The organism is Sphingobium mellinum (genome assembly GCF_037860795.1).
In the GTDB taxonomy this organism is placed as follows: domain Bacteria; phylum Pseudomonadota; class Alphaproteobacteria; order Sphingomonadales; family Sphingomonadaceae; genus Sphingobium; species Sphingobium mellinum.
This window is the reverse complement of the sequence record NZ_JBANRK010000005.1, coordinates 76,816-100,466: the sequence shown is the minus strand read 5'-3', so window position 1 is coordinate 100,466 and position 23,651 is coordinate 76,816. Positions and strand designations below refer to the sequence as shown.

The window sequence follows — 23,651 nt, the reverse complement described above, 5'->3', positions numbered from 1 at the left end:
GTTCGCAGTTCGCGTTATCGTCTTTGCCTTAGCTTGGCTTCTTGTCCTGCTCAACAGGATAGAAGGTGTAGCTCAGCGTAATTTGTTGCGTGTCCCGGTTGTCGGGATCGGCCAGAATCTTGGGGTCGACATAATAGATCACCGGCATACGGACCTGCTCGCCAGGCTGCAGGGTCTGCTGGGTGAAGCAGAAACACTGGATCTTGGTGAAATAGGCCCCGGCCTGAAGCGGCGTCACGTTGAAGCTTGCCGATCCCGTCACTGGCTTGTCCGACATGTTCTTGGCGATGAAGATCGCCATTTCGCGGGCGCCCACCGTCACCGTGTCGGTCGGATGTTCAGGGTAGAACTGCCAGGGCATGCCGGGTTGCACGTTGGAATCGAAGCGGATCGACATGGTGTGGCCCACCGCGACAGGAACATTGACGCCTGCGACAGCGCGCTGCGTGGTCCCGCCAAAGCCGGTGCGCTGGCAAAAAATGCGGTAGAGCGGGACGGAGGCGAAGCCCAGGCCCAGCATGGCGAGCCCGACAATGGCCATCGCCATCAGCGTGCGCCGGTTGCGACGGTCCCGATCAAAGGGCGAAGGCGGCAGGGTCGTCATCCATGGCCTCCGCTGATCTTCGCGATGGTGATCGCGTAGAAAAGGATCACCAGCGCGGCCAGCAGCACGCCGGTGACGATCGCTCGCGAGCGCTGTCGGCCCCGCACGCGCTCCTGTTCTTCCGGCGTCATGCCATCAGCCAGCGGTCGACCACCACTGCCCCGAACAGGAGGAAAAGATAGACGATCGAATATTTGAACAGCCGGCGCTCGGGCTTCATGCGGCTGGGATCGGTCTCGCGCTGACGAAACACCTGAAAGGCGAGGAGCACAAACAGGGCCGTCCCGACCAGCGCCGTCACGCCATAGACCAGCCCGGTCAGGCGCAGGAGCACCGGCGCCATGGCCGCCGCCGCCATGACGGCAGTATAGAACCAGATCTGCCGACGCGTGGCCAGTTCGCCCGATACGACGGGCAGCATCGGAATATTGGCCGCGGCATAGTCAGTCTTCACGAACAGCGCCAGCGACCAGAAATGCGGTGGCGTCCAAAAGAAGATCAGCATGAAAAGTGCCACGGGCAACGCACTGATGTCGCCTGTCACCGCCGCCCAGCCGATCACTGGTGGGAAGGCGCCCGCCGCGCCGCCGATCACGATATTCTGGGTTGTGCGGGGCTTGAGCCAGATCGTGTAGACGAAGACATAGAAGAGGATCGAAACGGCCAGAATGGCTGCGGCCAGCCAGTTGGTCGCCATACCCATCAGCAGTACGGAAAAGAAGGACAGACCGACGCCGAAATGGAGCGCGGTCTGGCGATCCATGCGGCCGGCGGGCAGCGGGCGATTCGCCGTCCGCTTCATCTTGGCGTCGATGTCGGCTTCATACCATTGGTTGAGGGTCGCGGCCGCACCCGCCCCCAAGGCGATGCACAGGATCGCCGTGAAGGCCAGCACGGGATGGATATGGCCCGGCGCGGCCAACAAGCCGCAAAGACCGGTGAAAACCACCAGGGTCATCACGCGCGGCTTGGTGAGCGCGACGAAATCCCGCCAATCGGCGGCTATCGCGGGAGCCGTGCTCCCAGCCATGAACGGCGTACTTGCCATATGCTCCTCATGCGGCAGCCCGGCGCGGTCAAATGCGCCGGGACTGCTGATCAGGGGTACGACCTCAGCCGCACCCCGGCACCCCGCCGCCCGGGGCGCCCTTGAATTTCCCAGCCGTGTCAGTCGATGACCGGCAGCGTTTCGAACTGGTGGAACGGCGGCGGGCTCGACAGAGTCCATTCCAGCGTCGTTGCACCCTCGCCCCAGGGATTGGGGGCAGCCTTCTTGCCCGCAGCAAGCGACCAGATCAGGTTGACGAAAAAGATCAGCATGCCGGCAGCCATCACTTCATAGCCGTGGCTCGCGACCTTGTTCCAATAGGCGAACGCTTCCGGATAATCGGGATAGCGACGCGGCATGCCCGACAGGCCCAGGAAGTGCATCGGGAAGAACAGCATGTTCACGCCCACGAAGAACACCCAGAAATGCAGGTGGCCCAGGAACTCGTTATACATACGGCCCGACATTTTCGGGAACCAGTAGTAGAAGCCCGCGAACAGGCCGAACACGGCGCCAAGCGACAACACATAGTGGAAGTGAGCCACGACATAATAAGTGTCGTGCAGCACGTCATCGACGCCGCCATTGGCCAGCACGACGCCGGTCACGCCGCCAACGGTGAACAGGAAGATGAAGCCCAGCGCCCAGACCATGGGGGTCTTGTAGCTGATCGACCCGCCCCAGATCGTCGCGATCCAGGAGAAGATCTTGATGCCAGTCGGAACGGCGATCACCATGGTGGCCGCAGTGAAGTACATCTTCACGTTCACCGACATGCCCGTGACGAACATGTGGTGCGCCCAGACGACGAAGCCGACCACGCCGATCGCGACCATGGCATAGGCCATGCCGAGATAGCCGAAGACCGGTTTGCGGCTGAAGGTGGACACGATCTGGCTGACAATGCCGAAGCCCGGAAGGATCATGATGTAGACTTCGGGGTGACCGAAGAACCAGAACAGATGCTGGTACAGCTCCGGATCGCCACCGCCGGCGGCGTCATAGAAGGTGGTACCGAAATTGCGGTCGGTCAGCAGCATGGTGATCGCGGCGGCCAGGACCGGCAGCGCGAGCAGCAGCAGGAAGGCGGTAACCAGCACCGACCAGACGAACAGCGGCATCTTGTGCAGGGTCATGCCCGGCGCGCGCATGTTCAGGATGGTGGTGATGAAGTTGATCGCGCCCAGGATCGAGCTGGCGCCCGCGATATGGAGCGACAGGATCGCCATGTCGACGGCGGGTCCGGCCGAACCACTGGTCGACAGCGGCGCATAGACTGTCCAGCCCGTACCCGCGCCATTGCCCGTGCCGCCGGGGACGAACGTCGAACCCAGCAACAGGGTGAAGGCGGGGATCAGCAGCCAGAAGCTGATATTGTTCATGCGCGGGAAGGCCATGTCGGGCGCGCCGATCATGATCGGCACGAACCAGTTGCCAAAGCCGCCGATCATTGCGGGCATCACCATGAAGAAGACCATGATGAGGCCGTGCGCGGTGATCAGCACGTTCCAGAGGTGATAGGCCTGGTCGAGCGTGGCCGACGGGCCGTCGCTCCACCGCGCCCAGGTCTGGAGATACTGGATGCCCGGCTCTGCCAGTTCCGCACGCATCAGGCCGGATATTCCGCCGCCGATGATGCCGGCGATGATCGCGAAGATCAGATAGAGGGTGCCGATGTCCTTGTGGTTCGTGGACATGAACCAGCGCTGGAAGAAGGCCGGCTTGTGATCGGCGTCATGATGCTCGTGAGCATGATCGCCGTGATGATCTGCGGTAATGGTGGTCATGGCGTCTTGCCCTTACATCAAAGCTTGGCGGCGGGAGCGGCAGCCGGCGCGGCGGCTACGGCGGTCTTGGCCGCCGCGGCGCCCGCACCTTGGAGCTTGCCGCCCTGCGAGAGGACCCATTGATCGAACTGTGCCGGGGGCAGTGCTTCGATCGCGATCGGCATGAAGCCGTGGCGCGCGCCACACAGTTCCGAACACTGGCCATAATAGACGCCCGGCTTCTCGATCGAGAAGCTCTTCTCATTGAGGCGGCCGGGAACAGCGTCCATCTTCACCCAGAGCGACGGCACGGCGAAGCTGTGGATCACGTCGGCGCCCGTGATGATCAGCTTGATCGGACGGCCCACCGGCAGGACCAGCCGGTTGTCGGGCGCCAGCAGATAGGGCTCGCCATTGGCTTCCGCCTTTTCCCTGGGCAGCAGGTTCGACACATATTCAGGGATGCCGTTGTCGGGATATTCATACCCCCAATACCACTGATAGCCGGTCACCTTGACAGTCAGCGCATCCTTGGGCGCGGGCTTGTACTGATCCGCCAGCAGGCCGATCGAAGGCACCGCGATCACCAGCAGGATCACCACCGGAACGACGGTCCAGACCACTTCGATCAGCGTGTTGTGCGAGGTCTTCGACGGCACCGGGTTAGCGCTGCGGCGATAGCGCCACATCACCCACAGCATCAGGCCGAGCACCAACACCGAAATGATGGTGATGATCGGCAGCAGCATCTGGTCGTGCAGCCAGCGTGCGGTGTGGCCGGTGGGGCTGAACTGTTCCTGCAGGGTGATTTCACCCGGACGCGGCATGCCGATGCCTTGGGTCGGCTTCATGCGCGGCGGGGCGGCCACCTTGGCGGCAGGGGCATCGGCGGTCCCAGCCGGCGCCGCTGCATTCGCGCTCGAATCGGCCGGCGCGGCAGCATTGGCGGCAGACGCCGCGGTGGCGGCATTGTCCTGCGCGAACGCCTGACTGCCCAGCGCCGCCGCCGGCGCGAAGGCCAGCAAGCCGGCGAGAACGAGCGATTTCACCATTTTCATAAGCGTCTTCTTACCCCGTAACCCCTTGCGCCGCTGCAACGAAGGCGCGCGCTTACACGTCTCCCCCGCCCGGTCGGTCTGCCGCGGCTTATAGGCATGGTTTTTTCCGGCCTCAAGCGGGCAGGTGCAGATTTTCTTGGCTGTTGCAACACTTCCATCGTCCGCCTATCTCGCTGCTCGCGCGCAGGGGCGCGATCATGGGCGCCTGCCCATGCTGGGCAAGCGCCTGCTTGGCCGCCGTCAAAAGGCGGGCTGGCAGGGGCGAATGGATCGAATCTGGAAATGACCGACGAGGAAGTATTGGCGGAATTCAGGGCAGCAGGGGCGCTGCTTGAAGGACATTTCATCCTGTCGTCGGGCCGGCGCAGCGCCAACTATCTGCAATGCGCGCGCGTCCTGATGAATGCGGAGCGCGCCGGCCGCCTCGCCCGCGCCACTGTCCAGAAGCTGCCACGCGAATTGCGGCAGGATATCGACCTGGTCGCCTCACCCGCCATGGGCGGCCTGATCATAGGGCATGAGATTGGTCGCGCGCTCGACAAGGATGCCGTCTTCCTGGAACGGCCGGAAGGCACGTTCGAACTGCGGCGCGGCTTCGCGATCGCGCCCGGCCAAAGGGTCCTGATGGTGGAGGATGTCGTCACGACGGGCCTGTCGTCGCGGCAGGCGATCGAGGCGGTGGAGCGCGAAGGCGGCATCGTCGTCGCGGAAGCGGCGCTGGTCGACCGGTCGGCAGGAGAGGTCGATCTGGGCGTACCCTTCTACCCGCTCGTCAGCATCAATTTCCCGGTCTATGATGAACAGGACGTGCCGCCCGAACTGGCGGCGATCCCCGCCATCAAGCCCGGAAGCCGGAAACAATAGCCGATATGCAGCAGTCCCCCGCTCCCCTGCGTCTGGGCGTCAACATCGACCATGTGGCCACCATTCGCAACGCGCGCGGGGGCGCGCATCCTGATCCGGTCAAGGCTGCGCTGCTGGCGGTGAAGGCCGGCGCGGATGGCATAACCGCCCATCTGCGTGAAGACCGGCGCCATATCCGCGACGAAGACATCGCGACATTGATGGCGGCGCTGACCGTGCCGTTGAACCTTGAGATGGCCGCGACGCAGGAAATGCTGGAGATCGCGCTCAAGCATCGCCCCCATGCCGCCTGCATCGTCCCGGAAAAGCGCGAGGAACGCACGACCGAAGGCGGCCTCGACGCCGCCTCGAACCGGGATATGCTGCAACCGATCGTCACGGCGCTCGGCGAAGCGGGCATTCGCGTCAGCCTGTTCATCGAACCCGACCCGGCGCAGATCGAGGCGGCCATCGGCCTCGGCGCCCCCGTTGTCGAGTTCCACACCGGCCGCTACGCGCATCTGTCGGGAAGCGCCCGCGCCGAGGAGTTGAGGCGCCTTGCCGACGCGGCGGCGCTGGCGACAAAAAACGGCATCGAACCCCATGCCGGCCACGGACTGACGTTCGACAATGTCGGACCGATCGCCGCGATACCGCAGATTGCCGAACTCAACATCGGTCATTTCCTGATGGGCGAGGCGATCTTCGCCGGCCTGGAAGCCAGCATCCAGGAGATGCGCCACCAGATGGATCTGGTGCGTTGATCGTCGGCCTCGGCTCCGACCTCTGCAATATCGAGCGGATTCGGAACTCGCTCGATCGCTTTGGCGAGAGGTTCGAGCGGCGCGTCTTCACCGATGTCGAGCGCGCCAAGGCGGCGCGCCGCCCCTTCACCAAGGCGGGTACGCTTGCGAAGCGCTTCGCCGCCAAGGAGGCGTTCGCCAAGGCGGTAGGCACCGGCTTTGCCCAAGGCGTGTTCATGAAGGACATCGGTGTCGTCAATCAGCGCAGCGGAGCGCCGACGCTGGAACTCGCTGGCGGCGCGCTCGCCCGGCTCCAGTCGATGGTTCCGCCTGGCCACCGCCCCGTCATTCACCTGACACTCACCGACGATCATCCATGGGCGCAGGCCTTCGTGATCATCGAAGCCCTGCCGCAATGACTGCGGCGCCCACGCATCCGAGAAGCCAGGCATGACGGCATCAGACATGAGCGATAACAGCCCCCTCTCCTCCGACGAACCGGCAGCACCTCCCGTCGCACAGGATAGCGGCAGGACCCGGATAAACTGGTGGCATGAGGTCAAGAGCATAACCCTGCTCATCCTTGCCGTGCTCGCGTTCCACAGTTTCGTCGCCAAGCCCTTCTACATCCCGAGCGAATCGATGATGCCGGTACTGCTGAAGGGCGACCGGCTGGTGGTAAGCAAATTCCCTTATGGCTGGTCCTATGTGTCGCCGAGCTTTCACCCCCTGCCGTTCCTGAAGGGGCGCATATTCGGTCGCCTGCCCGAACGCGGGGACATCGTGATCGTGTCGCCCCAGCATCGGCGCGAAGATTATATCAAGCGCGTCATCGGCCTGCCGGGCGACATATTGGAAGTGCGCGGCGGCCAGGTGGTGCTGAACGGCGTGCCGGTGCCGCAAAAGGCGCTGAAGCCGCTCCGCATCCCGGTGGATGGCAATGCGCCCTGCCCGCCCAGCCAGTTCCCGGGCGCGCGCGTGACCGATGTCGCTGGAAAGGCCTGGTGCCAATTGCCGGTGAAGCAGGAGATGTTGCCCAATGGCCGCACCTATCTGACGATCGACATGGGCCCAAGCTCGCTCGACTGGTATGGGCCGGTACGCATTCCGCCCAATCACGTGTTCCTGATGGGGGACAATCGCGACAACAGCGCCGACAGCCGCGCGCCGCTCGATGAAAACGGCCTGGGCGGGCCGGTGCCGTGGGAGACGATCGGCGGTCGCGCCGAGTTCATCACCTTCTCGCTGGACGGCAATTCCACCTGGAATCCGATGAGCTGGCTGCACGCGCTGCGCGCCGGCCGCGCCGGGAACAGTCTGCGGCCGCAGAGCGTTTCAGCCCCGAAATAAAGCAGAAAAAGGGGGCTCGGTTGAGCGGCACAGACAGCTACACCGAGCAACCCGGCCCCAGCGAGCCGCACAGTCCGCTCGTTCAGCATGAGATGAAGCGGGCCGGCGTGTGGATCGCGATGGCGCTGGCGGTCGCGCTCGTCGCCTTGCTCACGCAGCCGATCCTGCTGATCATGGGCGCGCTGGTTCTGGCGACGATGATGGACGGCGGCACCCGGCTTCTGGGCCGGATTCTGCCGATCGGACGGGGATGGCGGCTGCTGATCGTGCTGCTCTCTGTCCTGTTGTTCGTCGCCTATACCTTCTATCTTACAGGGTCGAGCCTTGCCGAACAGGCGCAGGCGATGCGCAAGATCGTGGAAACCCAGTTCAATCGCGTCGGCGTATGGATGGAACAGCTGGGGATCAGCCATACGCCGGAGGATCTGAAGGGCATTGCCGGCCAGGCGCTGAATTCGCTTGGCCGCGTGACCGCTGCCGTCGGCACCGCCGTGGGCATCGTCACGAGCGTCGTCATGATGCTGGTCCTCGCAGTCTTCATTGCGATCGAACCCAAACTCTATGAACATGGCGTCGCCTGGCTGCTCCCGATGAAGCGGCGGCCCGCCTTCTATGCGGTCGCCGACCGGATGGGCTATACGTTGCGCCGCCTGATGCTGGGCCGGTTGATCGGCATGGCGGTAGAGGGGGTGGGCACTTGGCTGCTGTTGATGGCCGCGGGCGTCCCGATGGCGGGACTGCTTGGCATATTGACCGGCCTCTTCGCCTTCCTTCCCAATATCGGGGCGATCATATCGGGCGTGTTGATCCTGCTCGTAGGCTTTTCAGCCGGGACGCAAATCGGGCTTTACGCACTCGGCGTCTATCTGATCGTGCAGATCATCGATGGCTATCTGATCGTGCCAATGGTCGCGAAACGGGCGACCGACCTCGCTCCCGCCCTGGTGCTGGCGGCGCAAATCCTGTTGGGTGCCCTGTTCGGCATATTGGGCCTGTTCCTGGCCGACCCCATCGTCGCGATGATCAAGGTCTATCTGGAAGAGCGCTCAAAGGCGCTGGAAGCCGACGCGGAAAGCGCCACAGTCCCCCTGCCCCAATAAAAAAGGCCCGATCGCATCGGGCCCTTTTCCTCTTTCTGACGGCCATCAATGGCCTGGCATCGGCGGTGGCGTGGCGCCCTGCTGCATCATCTGCTGCATCCTCATGATTTCCGCCTTCGACTTGAAATCATGCAGCTGAACGTCGAATACCAGAACCGAATTGGCAGGGATCGGCCCGGCCGCCTGCGCGCCATAGCCAAGCTGCGGCGGAATCCAGAGGCGGTATTTGCCGCCCTTCTTCATCTTCTGCAGACCTTCCGAAAAGCCCGGCACCACGCCATCGACCGGCATCGCCGTCTGCGGGTTTTCGTCGAACACCGTACCGTCGAGCAGCGTGCCCTTATAGCCGACCAGCGCCACGTCGGCGGGGGTCGGGCTGGGTCCGGTACCTTCTTCCAGCACCTTGTACTGCAAGCCCGACTCGGTCGTCACGACACCGTCCACAGCCGCATTGCGCGTCAGATAGCTGGCAGGCGAGGCGGTGACGCCGCGCTGCCCGGCCCAGGCTAGGCCGCCCGCCGCCAGCGCGACCGCGGCGACGCCGATCCAGAGTCGCGTCAGCGATCCCTTGGCGATAGGACGAAGGGGAACAGCCGTCGTGGACATGGACGTCAAGCCTCGCAGTTGGTGCGGGTAATCAGCAGGAAGAACGGGCGATCAGGACGACCGCCCGGCAGCAATCTCAACGAACGCCGTCGCGCTCGGCGCGCTTGCGCTCCAGCTTGCGCGCGCGGCGAACAGCGGCCGCCTTTTCGCGGGCGCGCTTTTCCGACGGCTTTTCATAGTGACGGCGCAACTTCATCTCGCGATACACGCCCTCGCGCTGCAGCTTCTTCTTGAGCGCGCGAAGGGCCTGGTCGACATTGTTGTCGCGAACGATGATTTGCATAAGCCAGTCTAACTCCAGTCGAAAGCGGGCGGTTCGCCAGGAACAAAACCCCTCCCGACGGGCCTACCGAAAATAATAGCGGTGAGTCGTCGCAGGTCGCCCTACGCCGTGTGGGGCGCGCCCTACCAGCAGAGTCGGGCGAATTCAACCCCCCGGCGTGCAACTGCCCACAGGTGCAGGCGCCCCCGATTGGGAGGCGATGATCCGCAAGTTCGACCGGATCGATCCCGGCGGCAAGGACTGACGGGGCGCGGGTCGTCCTTCTGCCGATCGCCACAGCGTGCGGTCCCGGCCATGGACAGACAGATAAATAGAACATATCATGAACTGATGGCCGTCCTTTCGATCAAGCAAAAGCTGGAAATCCTTGCCGACGCGGCAAAATATGACGCATCCTGCGCCTCTTCAGGGACAGGGAAGCGCGACAGCCTGTCCGGAGGCAAGGGCGGGCTGGGCTCCACCGAAGGCATGGGCATCTGCCATGCCTACGCGCCCGACGGACGCTGCATATCGCTGCTCAAGATCCTGCTGACCAACAGTTGCATCTTCGACTGCCATTATTGCATCAACCGACGCTCCAGCGACGTGCGCCGCGCGCGCTTCACCGTGCGCGAGGTCGTCGACCTGACGCTGAACTTCTATCGCCGCAATTATATTGAGGGACTGTTTCTGTCCTCGGGCATCATCGGGTCGTCCGACTATACGATGGAGCAGTTGATCGGCGTTGCCCGGACGCTGCGCGAGGAGCATGATTTTCGCGGCTACATCCACCTCAAGACCATCCCCGATGCCGATCCCGACCTGGCGCGTCAGGCGGGGCTCTATGCCGACCGGCTGTCCATCAACGTCGAACTGCCGACCGAAGGGGGCCTCCAGCGGCTGGCGCCGGAAAAGGACAGCAAGCGGATCGAAGGCGCGATGGCGGACATGCGCGCATCGATCGATGATATGGGCGACGCCCGCCGCCGCTATCGTCACGCGCCGCGCTTCGCCCCTGCCGGCCAGTCGACGCAGATGATCGTCGGCGCCGATGACGCGAACGACCGCACGATCATCCGGCGCGCCCGGTCGCTCTACGACCGACACGCCTTGCGCCGCGTCTATTACAGCGCCTTTTCGCCCATCCCCTCGCCCAGCAGCGTGCTGCCGCTCAAGCGCCCGCCCCTGCTGCGCGAGCATCGGCTCTATCAATCGGACTGGATGATGCGCTTCTACGGCTATTCCGTGCATGACATGGAACAGGCGACCGATCCTGTCAGCGGCTGCCTGCCGCTCGACATCGACCCCAAGCTCGCCTGGGCGCTGCGGCACCGTGGCCTTTTCCCCGTCGACGTCAACCGCGCCCCGCGCGAGGCGCTGCTGCGTGTTCCGGGCCTGGGGGTCAAGGCGGTAGACCGCATCCTGGCGAGCCGGCGCCATCGCTCGCTACGGCTCGACGATGTAGGCCGCCTTACCCGCTCCGTGGTCAAGCTGCGGCCCTTTCTGGTCGCTGCCGACTGGCGCCCCGGCCAGCTGCTCGATCGCCAGGACCTGCGCCAGTCGCTCACCCCTGCCCCCACCCAGATGGAGCTTTTCGCCTGAACCCGAAATTTGCCGTTGATCCGCTGACTCGTTCATGTTTTCCTGATTTCAGCGACAGGGACGAACAGGGTGTCAGTGCCGATCAGGAATGGCTCGCTCAGGGCGAATGGCGGTTATGCAAGGCGGATGAGCAGCCATCTGGCCGCCGCCCTTATCCTCTTCTGCCTCCTCCAGATCGGCATTGTCGCGCGGATGGGCGGATCGCTCGTCCTGCATCTGGGCGTGATCGTCGCCATCGGCGCCTTTGCCGTCGCGGCACGTGGACTGGAACGGCGCTGGGAAAGGCTGGGCAAGCGCGACGTGTCACCTCTTGGCCTCGCCCCGCGCTTCCGTCGCGATGTGGCGCGTCTCTGGCTTGCGAGCGTCTTGGGTGGACTGCTCTGGATACCGGTCGCCATCCTCTTCCGCCCCTTGATCAGCTGAGCTGCGGACCCAAAAGCCCGGGCCTGTCGTTGTGTGTTCTTCATGTAGAGGAGCGCAGCATGGCGAACGCCACGATTTTCGATCGATTGAAGCAGGACCACGACCTGCACCGGCAGCTGTTTGACAAGATGGCAAGGGCGGAACAGGATCCGGAGCGGCTGGAACAGCTGTTCGCCCAATTCCGGGTGGAAGTGACCGCCCACGCCGCGGCCGAGGAGGAAACCCTCTACGCAACCATGCTTGCCCGTCCCGATCTGCGGGAAGATGCCCAGCACAGTGTCTCCGAGCACAAGGAGATTGACGACTATCTGGAGGAGATGGAGGAGCAGACGTTCAACAGCCCGGCGTGGCGCGAAACCTTCGCCAATCTGAAAAAACGCTACCTCCACCATATCGACGAGGAGGAAGAGGAGATGTTCCCCGATGCCGCGCGCGAATTGACGACGGAGGAAGAACAGCGGCTCGCGACCGTCTTCGCGCGGCGCAAGCCCGCCGAGCTGGAACGGGCGGAAGCCAAAGACTGACGAAGGCATGTATCGTGTCCTGCTGAGCGGTCCGGATGATTTCGACGGCTGGCGGGACGCGGCCCGGCGCCTCGCCCTGGCGAAGGTTCGCGCGGAGGACGTGGAGTGGCAAATTGAGGGCGAAGAGGCGTCGCTCCTCGCCCATGACCCGCCACCGCCTGCTCGCGACGACGGCGGGTTCAAGGTGCCCCGCGCCTTTGTCGACCTTGCGGAAAGCGCGATACTACACCGCAATCGCGAGCGCTTCGCGCTGCTTTATGCCCTGCTGCTGCAATTGCGGCGGGACCCGCGCTGCATGGAGGACCGCGCCGACTCCCTGCTGCAGCGCGTGGAGGGTTTGGCCAAGGCGGTCCGGCGCGACATGCACAAGATGCGGGCCTTCCTGCGCTTTCGCGAACTGGAGGACGCGGAAGGACCGCGCTTTGTCGCCTGGTTCGAACCCGATCATCATATTGTCCGCGCCAACGCCGGATTTTTTGTGCGGCGTTTCGCCTCCATGCGCTGGTCGATCCTGACGCCAGAGGTCAGCCTGCACTGGGACGGCGTACGGCTGAGCGAAGGACCGGGCGCGACCAAGGCTGACGCGCCGGATGGCGATCCGGTCGAGGAGATGTGGAAGGGCTATTATGCCGCGATCTTCAACCCGGCCCGACTCAAACGGCGCGCCATGCTTTCGGAAATGCCGCGCAAATATTGGCGCAACCTGCCCGAAGCAGCACTTATCCCCGACCTTGTCGCCGGGGCGCAGGCCAGGGAGGCAGCCATGATCGCCAAATCGCCGAATCCTGCGACGTCACACGGCGGCAACGCCGGGGCAGCCTGGGTCGCCTTGCGGAAGGAGGCGATGGGCTGCACCCGTTGCCCCCTCTATCGCGACACCACCCAGACCGTGTTCGGAGAGGGGCCGGTCGACGCCCCGCTGATGCTGATCGGCGAGCAGCCGGGCGACCATGAGGATCTGGCCGGCCATCCCTTCGTGGGGCCCGCCGGGCAGTTGCTGGACCGCGCACTGGACGAAGCCCGTATCGACCGCGGCAGCTTATACCTCACCAATGCCGTCAAGCATTTCAAGCATGAGCGACGGGGCAAGCGGCGCATCCACCAGACGCCCGAGACAGCTGAAATCAAGGCCTGCCATTGGTGGCTGGAGCAGGAGCAGGACCTCGTCCGGCCGCGCATCATCGTGGCCCTGGGCGCCACCGCCGCGCGGGCGCTACTGGGCAAGGCGGTAACGATCGGCCGCACGCGCGGCGCGCCGATCCGGCTGGACGGTGGCGTCGAAGCGTGGGTTACGGTGCATCCGAGCTTTCTGCTGCGGATGCCGGACGAGGCCCGCAAGGCAGCCGAACGGACGCGCTTCGTCGAGGAACTGCGCGCCATCGGCGAGCGGGTCCGGGCGCTTGCCTGAAGCTCCCCGACATCGCGGCTTGACCGCCGGCTCTCGCGCGGCGACATCCGGGGCGACCAACAGCCTTGCCGCAGGAAAGTCCACATCCATGTCCATCGCCTATCTCAATGGCCAGTTCCTGCCGATCGCCGAAGCCCGCATATCCGTGCTGGACCGGGGCTTCCTGTTCGCCGAGGGAGTTTACGAGGTGACGGCAGTCATCGACGGCCGTTTGGTCGACAGTGCATCCCATCTGGCGCGCCTTCAGCGATCAGCAGACGCCATCGGGCTTTCACTGCCGCTGGACGGCGCGCAGGTCGAGGCCGCTCAGAAGGAGTTGGTCGCGCGCAATGCCCTGGACCAAGGTCTGCTGTATCTGCAACTGACGCGCGGCGCCGATGCAAGCCGCGACTTCCTGCCCTCGCCTGGGATGGTGCCGACCCTGGTGATGTTCACGCAAGTCAAAGCCTTCCTCGACACACCGGCGGTGAGGGATGGCATCGCTGTCATCACTACACCCGATCTGCGCTGGGCCCGCCGCGATATCAAGAGCGTCGGCCTGCTCGCCCAGGCCATGGCCAAGCAACTGGCCGCTAAAGCTGGCGCGCAGGAAGCCTGGATGGTGGAGGATGGACATGTGACCGAGGGCGCCTCCTCCACAGCCTTTCTGGTCACCGATGAGGGCATTGTGACCCGATCCTATTCGCAAGCTGTGCTCGCCGGCTGCACCGGCGCGGCGCTGACCGCACTGGCAGAGGAAAGCGGGCTGACCATCATTCGTCGCCCCTTCACCGTCGCAGAAGCGCTGACCGCGCGCGAAGCCTTTATCACCAGCGCCTCAACGCTCTGCCAGGCAGTCGTCCGCATCGACGGCCAAGCGATCGGCGCCGGCGTTCCCGGCCCGGTCGCCACGCGGTTGCGGCAACTTTATATCGATTTTGCTCGCCGTACAGCGGTATGAAGGCGAACGATCGGGCAGACATATCCATTTCGGACGAAAGAGCGAGACCCGTCCGACGCCCCCATTTCGGCGTGAAAGCCGCGCCATTTTGGCGTCAGCGCCGACCGGCGGCCCGAACCGCCCGATAAAGATAGGGCGAATGCAGCTCCCGCCCTCTCCGATCTGGAGAAGAGAGCAGCGGCAGGACCCGAACTTTGCGCTAAGTTCGAAACAAGAGGGACAGGAGATATAAGGTGGAAATGGACCGTTCCGGGACCAACAACGGCAGATTCATGGACGAACCTTATGGGATTAAGGATATGCGGCCCGGCCTCCTGATCCTGGCTGACGACATCTTCCTGGACGATGTGGAGCAACTGTCCCGTGCCGCGCAATTCCGGCTGCTGGACATCGTGCCGCTGGCGGATGCGGCCTTGCGGCTTGACATGCAGGTCGGGTGCGACGTCATTCTGCTGTTCGCTTCACGCCCGTCGCAGATGCTGGAAAGGCTGGTGGTGCAGGCGGAAACGCTGGCCCTGCAAAACGATCTGGCCGTCATCCTGGTCGTCAGCCTGGACACGCTCGACCTGGCCTATGCCTGCATCCGCAGCGACCGCACACAGTTGCTGTGTGGCCCCGATCACGCCGATCTGGCCGGGGCGCTGCTGGCCGCGAGCAGCGCCACCCACACGCGAACGGTGCATGAGGTGAACCAGGAAAGCGAGGGCGTCCGCCTTCAGCAACTGAGCGAGGAGGTCAGCCGGCTGGCCCGCACGCTGGAAGCGCTGACCGCCCGCCCCCGCCACGCTACCCCGTCCTTCGCGCTGGGGCCGCGCATATCGGACCGGTCGAGCGACTATATCGGCATGCCCGCCATCGAACCGATCGGCGGGGAGAAAAAGGATGCCAGCCATTCGCCACTGACTGCGCCGCAGGTACGCGATCTGCTGCGGGCGCGTCGGCTGCGCGAGGAAATCCTGCCGGGCGACCTGTTCGCCGATCCGGCCTGGGACATGCTGCTCGACCTGCTGGCTGCCCGCCTGGAACAGGAGCGTGTTTCCGTCTCCAGCCTCTGCATCGCCTCTGCCGTCCCGCCGACCACGGCGCTGCGCTGGATTCGGACGCTGACGGACAAGGGCTTCGTCCACCGCCAGGCCGACCCGCATGATGGCCGCCGCGTCTTCATTGCGCTGACGGAGGAAACGGCGGACGCGCTGACCCGCTGGTTCACGGCCAGTCGCCGCTTCCTGTGCGGCTAGGCCGCCGCGTAGATCAGCGCTTGACGCGCCCGCCCATTGCCCTAGATAGACCCGCGCTTGCCGTGCCCCATCGGTCGCGGCGGCGGGCGATTAGCTCAGTTGGTAGAGCGTCTCGTTTACACCGAGAATGTCGGCGGTTCGAGCCCGTCATCGCCCACCATAAAACCCGCGGAAAACGGCGGGGGCACGATCTGCATGACGGGCAAATTGCACCTAAATGTCGGTTTCGGACTCCAGCGACCGATACATTTGCACGACATCCTTACTGGTGCGACCGAGCGTATATTCGCCCTTCCCCAATGATGCGAGAAAGCCATCGCCGAAATCTTCGAGCCGCTTGATCGAAAGCGCGCGCAATTTGGGCGATCTGTCCTTGACGGCTCTGCCCAGCGCATCGCGCAGTTCCGGCGCGGTCAGCTCGGTGCAATAGGCCGGTGTTCCCGGTTGCTGCCGCCACGATTCAGCCAAGGGGCCTCCATCGATGCCGTCGAAACCCAGATCGTCGACGAGGCCGATCACCGTCTTCTTGGCTTCGGTGTCGTCCCCGTAAACCGACATGGCCATGCGTCCGGGCGTGCCCGCCGGATGGCCTTCATTGGCCTGGGTGTAGGCCAACTGATGGTTGAACGCCTTGATGATGGGTCTGCCAATCTGCTGCTCGACCCAGAGGCTTTCCACCATCCCGTCCTCGATCGCCGGAATGATCTGATCGCGGAAGGGGAAGTAGTTGGAGGTGTCGATCAGGATCGCGTCGCTCGGCAACGCGTCGAACAGGCCCTTTGGCAGCGACGGGATAGCGTTGAGCGGAATGGTGACCACGACCGCATCGACGTCGGCCACAACGTCCGTCAATGCCACTGCCGTGGCGCCGATCTCCGCCGCAAGTTCGTCGCGCGCGGCCATGTCGAAGTCGTTGGCGATACGTACGGTATGTCCTGCGGCTGTCCATTTCCGTGCCAGATTGGCTCCGATGAGGCCAGTGCCGATAATTCCTATCTTCATGGGTTTTTCCTTCATTTTTCCTATGCCCGAAGTCAGATTAGACGGCCGTCTGGCCGCCGTCGACAGGCACGACCGCGCCCGTCATGTAGGAGGAGGCGTCGGACGCGAGGAACAGCATCGCCTGCGCGATCTCTTCCGGCTTTCCGACGCGTCCTGCCGGAATCTGTTCGACGCTCTTGCGCACGGCTTCGGGGTTTTTAGCGAGGTCCTCAAGGTAGATCGGGGTTTCGATCCCGCCCGGGCAGATCACGTTGGCCCGGACGCCCTTGCTCGCATATTCAGCAGCGATCGTCCGGGTCATGGCGATGATCGCGCCCTTCGTCGCCGAATAGACGGCAAGGCCTGGCATGCCAATCAGCGCGACGGCGGAAGAGATGTTCACGATGACGCCGCCGCCCCCCGAAACGAGATGCGGAAGCGCGTATTTCGAGCAGAGCAGCAGGCTGCGGATGTTCACAGCAATGACGCGATCGAAGTCTTCCTCCAGGGCGACTTCCAGTGACCCGCGCGGCCCCGTTATGCCGGCGACGTTGCACAGGATGTCCAGTTGCCCGAACTCTGCAATGGCCTTGTCGATCATGGCCTGCACATCGGCGCTTTGGCTGACGTCGGCCCGACAAGCCACCGCACGTTCCCCCAGTTCGGCTGCAAGTTCGGCTTCCTTTCCGCTCACGTCGGCAAGCACGATGCGAGCGCCCTCCTTATGAAAAAGCCGCGCCGCAGCCGCAGCGATGCCTGAGCCGGCGCCTGTGATGAGTGCGACCTTGCCGTCCAGAATTCCGTTCATTCTTCTTTTTCCTTCTAGCTCATGCGCCAGGGCGCGACCTCGCCGCGCAAGCCTCCATCATGCCGGTGTTGCCATGCGTGGGCCGCTACCGCTCAAGGCACGTTCAGGGATTGATGCTCAGGGCGGCGGCGTCTGCCGCCCTTTTTGCGGATCGCGACGCTCAACGCGGAGCCGTGACCTCGCGATTTCGAGCCACGACCTTTTCATGGCTCAGCGTGCCATTCTCTGCCATGAATTGTTCCATCACCACGTCGCGGTTGCGCGGTGCGCGATCCTTGTCGGCCATTTCCAGCGCTTCCTGAAGTTCGGCGAGCGTCAACTCGGTGCAATAGGCAGGAGTGCCCGGCTGCTGGCGCCAGGAACCGGCAAGGTCGCCTGCGTCGAGCGGATCGAAGCCGGCAGCTTCGACCAGTTCGCTTGCAATTGCCTTGGCGTCCGCATCGTCACCAGCGATCGGGATCGCGATCCGCCCGGCAGCCCCAGCCGGCTTGCCCTTTTCCGCCAGTGTATGGGCGAGCGCTGCATTGAACGTCTTGATCACCCGGCGTCCGAGCTGCTCGCTCGACCACACGCTCTCCGTCTTGCCTGCATCGACCGCCGCGATTTGTACGCCGAATTGCGGATAATAGTTCGACGTGTCGATCACGACAACATTGGCAGGCACGTCTGCAAATATACTCGCAACGTCGGGAATATTACCGAACGGGATCGAAACGATAATGACGTCGACACCTTTTACGGCATCCTCGACTTCGACGGGTGTCGCGCCAATTTTTTCTGCCTTTTCGCGAATTTCATCAACGCCTTCCGCGCCCGACAGCTTGACTGCATGTCCCGCCGCCGCCAACTTGCGGGCGATCGTGCCCCCGATGTTTCCCGCGCCGATAATACCAATGTTCATGTTGCTTCCTTTCACTCGTCTGTGATGATGATTACCGCGCCAGTCGCGGATCGATGCCATATTGTTGGGGAGCGCCAAGGTGTTCGCGCAGTGTGGCGCCCTCATAATCCCGGTGGAAAAGGCCGCGCTCCTGCAGCAGGGGCACGACGCCATCGACGAAGGCATCGACCCCGCCCTCGTAGATGTCGGGCGATACCCAGAAACCATCGACGGCTTCAGCCTCGAACCAGGCCTGCATATGGTCAGCGGCCTCGACGGCGGGGCCCGCGATGACGGGATGGTAGTCGATCACGCCGTGCGCCAGTATGTCACGCACGGTCCACCCTTCGCGCGCAATGCTGAGCGCGTTTGCCGAGCGCGGATCACGCGGCGAGGGACTGGCGATGGCGAGCTGTTGGGGCGACAATGGTACGTCGAGATTGGCAGTATCGATCCGCAAGCCGAGCATCTGGCCCAGATAGGCCGCGCGCTGGGGAAAGATTCGGCCGCTCAGGGCGATCCGCCTGTCGAGCGCCTCGCGACGGTCGGGTGCGAGCGTCGTCATAAGGCCGGCGAAAAACTTCAGTTCGTCCGGGTCCCGACCTGCTCGTTCTGCCGCGCGCCGGAACGCGGCGCGCTGAGCACGAGCATCATCGATCGTGAATGCCGCGCCGATCACCGCATTTGCGTAGCGGCCGGCAAGCTCATGGGCGTTGGGGCTGCCGCCGGCGTGGAAAATAACGGGCTGCCCCTGTTCGGAGGGCGGGATGTAGAGTGGCCCGCGTGACGCGACATAGGTGCCGCCAAGGTTGATCGGCGCGATGCCCTCGGCCTTCGCGAACCGTCCTGTCGCTTGGTCAGCCACCAGGGCGTCGCGTCCCCAGCTGCCCCACAGCGATTGCACGAGCTGGATCGTTTCATGCGCGCGACCATAGCGATCCGCGCTCGACGGCAAGCGTGCGCCGTAATTGGCGGCGACATCCTCACCGCTCGACGTCACGGCATTCCATCCTGTCCGACCATGGCTCAGAATATCGAGCGCCTTGAACTGCCGGGCGAGATTGAACGGTTCGTTAAAAGTGGTCGAGCCCGTCGCAACGAGCCCGATCCGGCTCGTCTCGCGCCCAACTGCCGCAAGCGTTACCATGACGTCCAGGTTGAAACTTGGGGGTTCGTTAGCGATGTCAGCAACGTGCGTCGGGCCATCGGGCAGAAACAGAAAATGCAGCTTGCCGCGCTCGGCCGCCTGCGCGTAGCGGACCTTCGCGTCGAAATCCGCATAGTTGAGAGGATCGACCGAAGGCGCACGCCAGGCACCTGGCACATTGCCATATCCGTTCCCCAGATGCATACCGATCAGCATCTGCCTGCTCATAATGCCCTCACTATTTCACGCTATTGGGGCTGTTCTATTGCCCGCAACCCGCTATATGGAGAATATCTCCGGTTCGTGATGCACAGATACGGAGAGTGTCTCCGATATTCAAGAGGTGCCGAACGAAATGTCCAACTTGCCGGTCAAAGCAGCTTCCAGACGAGACGCGCAGCATAATCGCGCGCGCATTCTGGACGTGGCTGGAACGGCGTTTGATCGCGACGGCATCGACGTGTCCATGGATGCCGTCGCCCGGATGGCGGGGTTTGGTGCCGGCACTCTTTATCGCAACTTTCCGAACAAGGACGCGCTATTAGCGGCGCTGCTGGACCGTCATTATGATAGCTTGGAAGAACGCCGCCGTGTGATTGAGGCTGAAGAGCCCGATGAGGCGCGAGTGCTGGAGCGCTGGATCGAAGCGCTCGGCGACTGGATGCTTGCCTATGAAGGCTTGCCTGAACCCTTGCGGGCGGCATGTCGCAACGAATCTCCTCTGACGCCGACGTGCCATGCGGTGATTGCAACGACCGAACGGCTTCTCAAGGCAGCGCAGGATAAAGGTCAGGCCCGTCCGCATATAACCGGACGCGATCTCTTCCTCGGTGCCCTTGCGATCGCCTGGGCGGGTGGTGATACGACGGCCGGGAAAGATACCACAAAAGTGCTTCGAACCGTTCTGCAGTCAGGTTGGCAGGGGGACGCCGCCTCATAGGCTCAGCGGGATGCAGGATTTGTCCCATCACAAGGCCTTCAAAAGGCGGAATGTCGGGAAACCCGTTTGCCGTCACAAATGCGCGGGAATCAGGTGGTTTGCGCCATGGCAGGTTTCGGCCGTATAGACGCGGTTTTTAGCCATATTACGAACTGAGGATGCCTACCATCCGGATCTGGTCCGCTGGTCGATCCAGGAAGTCCTGGGAAATGATCAGACTGCCGAGCCGAAAGAAAAAGCGGCTGCGCTTTTCCAAACTATATAGAGGGCCACCGCGAAAATCAGACCTGCAAAGACGATGTTCAATCGCCCGGCTTTTTCATCCAGCCGATGGGCGAGACGAGTCCCCGCGGCGCTTCCTGCAATTCCCCCGATTATGAAGGTTAGCGCCAGCGGCCAATCCACGAGATTCGAAAAGGCGTAGTTCGCCGCTGTCGTCAGGCCAAATGCGCAGACTGCAATGAGAGAGGTGCCGACCGCCGTCAGAATCGGCATCCCGGTCGATGCAACCAGGCCCGGCACGATCAGGAAACCGCCGCCGACGCCAAAAAAGCCGGAAAATATGCCGGACCCAAGGCCAAAGGCTGCGACCTTCGGCGCTTTTTCCCTGTTGCATTCCGCGCCGGGGGTGCCGGGATGGCCGCGCCCTTTCAACATCAGGGCGCCCACAGACAGCATCACCAATGCAAACAAAAACAGCAGGTTATCGCCGTCTATCATCTTGCCAGCCGTCGATCCCGCGAGCGCGCCGACCATGCCGGCCGCAGCCCAGATGCAGCCGCACCGCCACTTGACTTCGTGGGCGCGGGCATGGCCGGCAAGACTTCCGGCTGCGTTGGCCGCGACGGCGAGCGCGCTGGTCCCGATCGCGACATGCGGATTGGGCACTCCAACAAGATAGACCATCAGCGGCACGGCCAGGATCGACCCGCCTCCGCCTGTAAGGCCCAGTACAAAGCCGACGAGACTGCCTGAGCCGATGCCGAGCGCACAGTGGAAAGCGTCCATCACGGCTTTTCGTTTGCGTCGATCGCCTGCGGTTTCGCCATCCCTTCGCGGCCCTTGAGCATGCCGCGCCAATAGAGTTGTGGCAGGATCCTCCGTTTCAGCAGCCAAGACAGGCGCGAAGGCCGCGTGCCCTTAATCAGCCAATCGGGAAAACTCGGCAGTAGCGCGCCACCATAGCCGAATTCGGCCAGAACGATCTTGCCGGCCTCCACGGTCAACGGGCAACTGCCATAGCCGTCATAGGCCGCTACCGGTGCGGCGCCCTCCAGCGCGGCAAGAGCATTGACGGCGACCACGGGGGCCTGTTTTCGTGCCGCCGCAGCTGTCTTGGCGTTCGACGTGGAACAGGCGTCCCCCAGGGCAAAGATGTCCGGGTAGCGCGGGTGTCGCAAACTGGCCTCATCCACCTCCACGAAGCCGGACGCGGACGCCAGGGGACTCGTGCGGATAAAGTCCGGCGCAACTTGCGGCGGCACGACGTGGATCATGTCGAACCGCTCGGTTACGCGCTTCACGCCGTCGCCATCGGCCCGCTCAAAAATGGCCGTGCGTGCGGGTCCATCGACCGCCACTAGCGTCGACCCGAAATTCAGGTTTATGCCGTAACGGCCGATATAGTCCATCAGCGCGGGGACATAAGCGGGAACGCCGAACAGGACGGCACCGGCGGCGTGGAACTGCACATCGCTCTTCGCCAGGACGCCGGCCTTTTCCCAACGATGGCAGGACAGGTACATCGCCTTTTGTGGCGCGCCCGCGCATTTTATCGGCATGGCGGGCTGCGTAAATAGGGCGCGACCCCCTTTGAATGCCCGGGCCAGCCGGTCAGTATAGGGCGCCAGATCATATCTGTAATTGGACGTCACGCCATTCCGGCCGAGCGTGTCGGTCAGCCCTGGGATCGCGTCCCAGTCCAGCTTGATCCCCGGAGCGACGACAAGCACCCGATAGCCAATGCGGCGGCCGTCGGAGAGCGCCACCATCTTGCTATCCGGGTGAAAGGTCTCGACCGCCGCCTTTATCCAATGGGCACCGTCTGGAATAAGGGTCGCTTCGGCGCGGCGCGTAAACCCGCTGTCAAAAATTCCCGCGCCGACCATCGTCCAGCCGGGCTGATAATAATGATCGTCGCTCGGCTCCACGATCGCGAGGCGGACATCTCTCCGGCGCTTGAGAATGCTGGCGGCGGTCGCGATCCCGGCGCTGCCACCCCCGATAATGAGAATGTCGTAATCGCCCAAGGCGGCTTGCTCCAGCGCGGCCGCCATGTGCGCCAGTTTTTCCGAACGGGCGCCCGAGCGGCAATAGGCAAGGATCGGCGTGGGGAGCGCTTCCAGCGCCGCGCGCATTGCCGCGGCATCCGCCTCGGTTGGCGAACCCGCGATAACCGGCACATGGGCGAAAGAAAGACCAGCCTCGCTGGCGGCCGCCTTGATAGTCTCGGCTGCGGGTTGATCGTCGGATTCGCCGTCCGGGCGATTGCAGATGACTGACCGAAAGCCCGCCTGGACGATCTCTTCCATGTCATGCGGGCGCAGTTGCGGTCCTACGAAAAGGCAAGGCGTTAGTTGCTTGAAGTCCATGAGAGGCCCTTGATATCGACGGCGCGAGGGATCGAAGCGCTCCGTTCTGTGGGAAAGCGGGATAGGGCCGTCCGTCCATGGGATCGCTCACCATGGACGTGCCAGCCCCCTCACGGGTGACGTGCGCCGGCTCAGGATCAGGGATCAGCGCATGGCCACCGACCCACTACCCATTTCAGTGCTGGGGCGCTGGATCGATGCTAACCATGAATTCATCATCGGGGCGTTGACCATAGCCTGACGTCAACCGGTTGGTCATGTTGAACATCGCGGCCATTTCAATGATATAATATATTTTGTGGTCGCTGATCCCCACATCGCGCAGCTTTTGCAAATCGGCCTGCTCCATTCTGCCGGGCTGTTCGGTCAGCTTCACGCAATAATCGGCAATTGCGCGCTCCTGTGGGGAGAGCGTGACCGAGCGATAGTTGACGGCGAGACGTCTCGCCCTGCCATGATCGCCGATATACATGCCCAGCAAGTTTCCGTGGATGATCAAGCAAGTGACGCAGGAATTGACCGACGACACCACAATCCCGATGAACTCTCTCTCCGCGAGGGTCAGCAATCCATAGGACGGGTCCAGAAAAGCCGGTCCCATGAAAGCGCCCGCCCGGGAAAAGCCAGCCTCTTCATAGGAAGCGAGAACTCTCATCGAGTGTTTCTCGGGAACGGGGCTATCCAGCCACTCCTGCGGCAAGTTGTAGGACGGATCGCCGGGCAGCCAACAATAGGGATCGTTCGATTTATATTCCGGCGTAAGAGTGGCGTTTGGATCTGACATGATAT

General features: G+C 63.3%; 26 protein-coding genes and 1 tRNA gene. 13 read left to right on the top strand and 14 right to left on the bottom strand.

What is annotated here, in order from left to right; translation table 11 throughout:
- Positions 1 to 28: 28 nt before the first annotated feature.
- The 5 genes from AAC640_RS09220 to coxB all read right to left on the bottom strand — a co-directional run bounded on the left by AAC640_RS09220 (position 29) and on the right by coxB (position 4,476).
- Positions 29 to 604: a cytochrome c oxidase assembly protein gene (locus AAC640_RS09220; RefSeq protein WP_340265820.1), complete on the bottom strand. Its 576-nt coding sequence runs from the start codon at positions 602 to 604 to the stop codon at positions 29 to 31.
- The gene (locus AAC640_RS09215; RefSeq protein WP_340265819.1) at positions 601 to 735 is read right to left on the bottom strand and encodes a hypothetical protein; all 135 of its coding nucleotides are present in this window, start codon (positions 733 to 735) and stop codon (positions 601 to 603) included. Before AAC640_RS09215 ends, AAC640_RS09220 begins: the two co-directional genes overlap by 4 nt.
- Positions 732 to 1,652, bottom strand: a complete 921-nt coding sequence (locus AAC640_RS09210) for a heme o synthase (RefSeq protein WP_340265818.1) — start codon at positions 1,650 to 1,652, stop codon at positions 732 to 734. The genes AAC640_RS09215 and AAC640_RS09210 overlap by 4 nt, the downstream gene beginning before the upstream one ends.
- Positions 1,653 to 1,771: 119 nt before the next feature.
- A complete protein-coding gene (ctaD, locus tag AAC640_RS09205) occupies positions 1,772 to 3,439 on the bottom strand; it encodes a cytochrome c oxidase subunit I (protein ID WP_340265817.1) in 1,668 nt (555 codons plus the stop codon).
- Between the two features lie 17 nt (positions 3,440 to 3,456).
- Complete coding sequence (gene coxB / locus AAC640_RS09200) at positions 3,457 to 4,476, bottom strand: cytochrome c oxidase subunit II (RefSeq protein WP_340265816.1); 1,020 nt, start codon at positions 4,474 to 4,476, stop codon at positions 3,457 to 3,459.
- A gap of 282 nt (positions 4,477 to 4,758) precedes the next feature.
- Between coxB and pyrE the strand changes: the two genes are divergently transcribed.
- The 5 genes from pyrE to AAC640_RS09175 all read left to right on the top strand — a co-directional run bounded on the left by pyrE (position 4,759) and on the right by AAC640_RS09175 (position 8,512).
- Positions 4,759 to 5,340, top strand: a complete 582-nt coding sequence (pyrE, locus tag AAC640_RS09195; protein ID WP_340265815.1) for an orotate phosphoribosyltransferase — start codon at positions 4,759 to 4,761, stop codon at positions 5,338 to 5,340.
- A gap of 5 nt (positions 5,341 to 5,345) precedes the next feature.
- Positions 5,346 to 6,083 (top strand): pyridoxine 5'-phosphate synthase, encoded by a 738-nt coding sequence (locus tag AAC640_RS09190; protein ID WP_340265814.1) that lies wholly within the window; start codon positions 5,346 to 5,348, stop codon positions 6,081 to 6,083.
- A complete protein-coding gene (gene acpS, locus AAC640_RS09185) occupies positions 6,080 to 6,481 on the top strand; it encodes a holo-ACP synthase (protein ID WP_340265813.1) in 402 nt (133 codons plus the stop codon). The genes AAC640_RS09190 and acpS overlap by 4 nt, the downstream gene beginning before the upstream one ends.
- A 31-nt stretch (positions 6,482 to 6,512) precedes the next feature.
- Positions 6,513 to 7,412 (top strand): signal peptidase I, encoded by a 900-nt coding sequence (lepB, locus tag AAC640_RS09180; RefSeq protein WP_422794975.1) that lies wholly within the window; start codon positions 6,513 to 6,515, stop codon positions 7,410 to 7,412.
- 92 nt (positions 7,413 to 7,504) lie between these two features.
- Positions 7,505 to 8,512: an AI-2E family transporter gene (locus tag AAC640_RS09175; protein ID WP_422794976.1), complete on the top strand. Its 1,008-nt coding sequence runs from the start codon at positions 7,505 to 7,507 to the stop codon at positions 8,510 to 8,512.
- A gap of 45 nt (positions 8,513 to 8,557) precedes the next feature.
- Here the strand turns inward: AAC640_RS09175 and AAC640_RS09170 are convergent, their stop codons facing one another.
- Complete coding sequence (locus tag AAC640_RS09170) at positions 8,558 to 9,118, bottom strand: FKBP-type peptidyl-prolyl cis-trans isomerase (RefSeq protein WP_340265810.1); 561 nt, start codon at positions 9,116 to 9,118, stop codon at positions 8,558 to 8,560.
- Between the two features lie 76 nt (positions 9,119 to 9,194).
- On the bottom strand, positions 9,195 to 9,401 hold the full coding sequence (rpsU, locus tag AAC640_RS09165) for a 30S ribosomal protein S21 (RefSeq protein WP_004208618.1): 207 nt from the start codon (positions 9,399 to 9,401) through the stop codon (positions 9,195 to 9,197).
- A 330-nt stretch (positions 9,402 to 9,731) separates the two neighbouring features.
- Between rpsU and AAC640_RS09160 the strand changes: the two genes are divergently transcribed.
- From AAC640_RS09160 to AAC640_RS09130, 7 genes are all read left to right on the top strand, one after another.
- The gene (locus AAC640_RS09160; protein ID WP_340265809.1) at positions 9,732 to 10,982 is read left to right on the top strand and encodes a putative DNA modification/repair radical SAM protein; all 1,251 of its coding nucleotides are present in this window, start codon (positions 9,732 to 9,734) and stop codon (positions 10,980 to 10,982) included.
- Between the two features lie 126 nt (positions 10,983 to 11,108).
- Complete coding sequence (locus AAC640_RS09155) at positions 11,109 to 11,405, top strand: hypothetical protein (protein WP_340265808.1); 297 nt, start codon at positions 11,109 to 11,111, stop codon at positions 11,403 to 11,405.
- Positions 11,406 to 11,464: 59 nt separating this feature from the next.
- Positions 11,465 to 11,929 carry a hemerythrin domain-containing protein gene (locus AAC640_RS09150; protein WP_340265807.1) on the top strand — a complete coding sequence of 155 codons (465 nt, stop codon included), beginning with the start codon at positions 11,465 to 11,467 and terminating at the stop codon, positions 11,927 to 11,929.
- 7 nt (positions 11,930 to 11,936) lie between these two features.
- Positions 11,937 to 13,337, top strand: a complete 1,401-nt coding sequence (locus tag AAC640_RS09145; RefSeq protein WP_340265806.1) for a UdgX family uracil-DNA binding protein — start codon at positions 11,937 to 11,939, stop codon at positions 13,335 to 13,337.
- 88 nt (positions 13,338 to 13,425) lie between these two features.
- Positions 13,426 to 14,277, top strand: a complete 852-nt coding sequence (locus AAC640_RS09140) for a D-amino-acid transaminase (protein WP_340265805.1) — start codon at positions 13,426 to 13,428, stop codon at positions 14,275 to 14,277.
- Between the two features lie 272 nt (positions 14,278 to 14,549).
- Positions 14,550 to 15,515 (top strand): MarR family transcriptional regulator, encoded by a 966-nt coding sequence (locus tag AAC640_RS09135; RefSeq protein WP_340265804.1) that lies wholly within the window; start codon positions 14,550 to 14,552, stop codon positions 15,513 to 15,515.
- 84 nt (positions 15,516 to 15,599) lie between these two features.
- A tRNA-Val gene (locus AAC640_RS09130) sits at positions 15,600 to 15,675 on the top strand.
- Positions 15,676 to 15,728: 53 nt separating this feature from the next.
- On the opposite strand, the gene AAC640_RS09125 is transcribed toward AAC640_RS09130, so the two are convergent.
- The 4 genes from AAC640_RS09125 to AAC640_RS09110 all read right to left on the bottom strand — a co-directional run bounded on the left by AAC640_RS09125 (position 15,729) and on the right by AAC640_RS09110 (position 19,559).
- A complete protein-coding gene (locus AAC640_RS09125) occupies positions 15,729 to 16,532 on the bottom strand; it encodes an NADPH-dependent F420 reductase (protein WP_422794974.1) in 804 nt (267 codons plus the stop codon).
- 22 nt (positions 16,533 to 16,554) lie between these two features.
- A complete protein-coding gene (locus tag AAC640_RS09120) occupies positions 16,555 to 17,304 on the bottom strand; it encodes an SDR family NAD(P)-dependent oxidoreductase (RefSeq protein WP_340265802.1) in 750 nt (249 codons plus the stop codon).
- Positions 17,305 to 17,464: 160 nt separating this feature from the next.
- Positions 17,465 to 18,265, bottom strand: a complete 801-nt coding sequence (locus tag AAC640_RS09115) for an NADPH-dependent F420 reductase (RefSeq protein ID WP_422794973.1) — start codon at positions 18,263 to 18,265, stop codon at positions 17,465 to 17,467.
- A complete protein-coding gene (locus AAC640_RS09110) occupies positions 18,237 to 19,559 on the bottom strand; it encodes an NtaA/DmoA family FMN-dependent monooxygenase (RefSeq protein WP_340265800.1) in 1,323 nt (440 codons plus the stop codon). Before AAC640_RS09110 ends, AAC640_RS09115 begins: the two co-directional genes overlap by 29 nt.
- A 127-nt stretch (positions 19,560 to 19,686) precedes the next feature.
- On the opposite strand from AAC640_RS09110, the gene AAC640_RS09105 reads away from it, so the two are divergent.
- Positions 19,687 to 20,271: a TetR/AcrR family transcriptional regulator gene (locus tag AAC640_RS09105; protein WP_340265799.1), complete on the top strand. Its 585-nt coding sequence runs from the start codon at positions 19,687 to 19,689 to the stop codon at positions 20,269 to 20,271.
- 213 nt (positions 20,272 to 20,484) lie between these two features.
- Here AAC640_RS09105 and AAC640_RS09100 read toward each other — a convergent pair whose 3' ends face one another.
- The 3 genes from AAC640_RS09100 to AAC640_RS09090 all read right to left on the bottom strand — a co-directional run bounded on the left by AAC640_RS09100 (position 20,485) and on the right by AAC640_RS09090 (position 23,646).
- A complete protein-coding gene (locus AAC640_RS09100; protein ID WP_340265798.1) occupies positions 20,485 to 21,279 on the bottom strand; it encodes a sulfite exporter TauE/SafE family protein in 795 nt (264 codons plus the stop codon).
- A complete protein-coding gene (locus AAC640_RS09095; protein ID WP_340265797.1) occupies positions 21,279 to 22,862 on the bottom strand; it encodes a bifunctional protein tyrosine phosphatase family protein/NAD(P)/FAD-dependent oxidoreductase in 1,584 nt (527 codons plus the stop codon). Before AAC640_RS09095 ends, AAC640_RS09100 begins: the two co-directional genes overlap by 1 nt.
- Positions 22,863 to 23,037: 175 nt before the next feature.
- Positions 23,038 to 23,646 (bottom strand): peroxidase-related enzyme, encoded by a 609-nt coding sequence (locus tag AAC640_RS09090; protein ID WP_340265796.1) that lies wholly within the window; start codon positions 23,644 to 23,646, stop codon positions 23,038 to 23,040.
- Positions 23,647 to 23,651: the final 5 nt, after the last annotated feature.

Bases quoted from the DNA above. Each gene is read 5' to 3' on its own strand.
- AAC640_RS09100 (WP_340265798.1), bottom strand. From the start codon at position 21,279: ATGGACGCTTTCCACTGTGCGCTCGGCATCGGCTCAGGCAGTCTCGTC.
- AAC640_RS09145 (WP_340265806.1), top strand. From the start codon at position 11,937: ATGTATCGTGTCCTGCTGAGCGGTCCGGATGATTTCGACGGCTGGCGG.
- AAC640_RS09190 (WP_340265814.1), top strand. From the start codon at position 5,346: ATGCAGCAGTCCCCCGCTCCCCTGCGTCTGGGCGTCAACATCGACCAT.
- AAC640_RS09115 (WP_422794973.1), bottom strand. From the start codon at position 18,265: ATGGCATCGATCCGCGACTGGCGCGGTAATCATCATCACAGACGAGTG.
- AAC640_RS09215 (WP_340265819.1), bottom strand. From the start codon at position 735: ATGACGCCGGAAGAACAGGAGCGCGTGCGGGGCCGACAGCGCTCGCGA.
- ctaD (WP_340265817.1), bottom strand. From the start codon at position 3,439: ATGACCACCATTACCGCAGATCATCACGGCGATCATGCTCACGAGCAT.
- coxB (WP_340265816.1), bottom strand. From the start codon at position 4,476: ATGAAAATGGTGAAATCGCTCGTTCTCGCCGGCTTGCTGGCCTTCGCG.
- AAC640_RS09170 (WP_340265810.1), bottom strand. From the start codon at position 9,118: ATGTCCACGACGGCTGTTCCCCTTCGTCCTATCGCCAAGGGATCGCTG.
- AAC640_RS09105 (WP_340265799.1), top strand. From the start codon at position 19,687: ATGTCCAACTTGCCGGTCAAAGCAGCTTCCAGACGAGACGCGCAGCAT.
- AAC640_RS09095 (WP_340265797.1), bottom strand. From the start codon at position 22,862: ATGGACTTCAAGCAACTAACGCCTTGCCTTTTCGTAGGACCGCAACTG.
- AAC640_RS09140 (WP_340265805.1), top strand. From the start codon at position 13,426: ATGTCCATCGCCTATCTCAATGGCCAGTTCCTGCCGATCGCCGAAGCC.
- AAC640_RS09120 (WP_340265802.1), bottom strand. From the start codon at position 17,304: ATGAACGGAATTCTGGACGGCAAGGTCGCACTCATCACAGGCGCCGGC.
- AAC640_RS09220 (WP_340265820.1), bottom strand. From the start codon at position 604: ATGACGACCCTGCCGCCTTCGCCCTTTGATCGGGACCGTCGCAACCGG.
- rpsU (WP_004208618.1), bottom strand. From the start codon at position 9,401: ATGCAAATCATCGTTCGCGACAACAATGTCGACCAGGCCCTTCGCGCG.
- AAC640_RS09110 (WP_340265800.1), bottom strand. From the start codon at position 19,559: ATGAGCAGGCAGATGCTGATCGGTATGCATCTGGGGAACGGATATGGC.
- AAC640_RS09210 (WP_340265818.1), bottom strand. From the start codon at position 1,652: ATGGCAAGTACGCCGTTCATGGCTGGGAGCACGGCTCCCGCGATAGCC.
- AAC640_RS09155 (WP_340265808.1), top strand. From the start codon at position 11,109: ATGAGCAGCCATCTGGCCGCCGCCCTTATCCTCTTCTGCCTCCTCCAG.
- pyrE (WP_340265815.1), top strand. From the start codon at position 4,759: ATGACCGACGAGGAAGTATTGGCGGAATTCAGGGCAGCAGGGGCGCTG.
- AAC640_RS09135 (WP_340265804.1), top strand. From the start codon at position 14,550: ATGGACGAACCTTATGGGATTAAGGATATGCGGCCCGGCCTCCTGATC.
- AAC640_RS09090 (WP_340265796.1), bottom strand. From the start codon at position 23,646: ATGTCAGATCCAAACGCCACTCTTACGCCGGAATATAAATCGAACGAT.
- lepB (WP_422794975.1), top strand. From the start codon at position 6,513: ATGACGGCATCAGACATGAGCGATAACAGCCCCCTCTCCTCCGACGAA.
- AAC640_RS09125 (WP_422794974.1), bottom strand. From the start codon at position 16,532: ATGAAGGAAAAACCCATGAAGATAGGAATTATCGGCACTGGCCTCATC.
- AAC640_RS09175 (WP_422794976.1), top strand. From the start codon at position 7,505: ATGAAGCGGGCCGGCGTGTGGATCGCGATGGCGCTGGCGGTCGCGCTC.
- AAC640_RS09150 (WP_340265807.1), top strand. From the start codon at position 11,465: ATGGCGAACGCCACGATTTTCGATCGATTGAAGCAGGACCACGACCTG.
- AAC640_RS09160 (WP_340265809.1), top strand. From the start codon at position 9,732: ATGGCCGTCCTTTCGATCAAGCAAAAGCTGGAAATCCTTGCCGACGCG.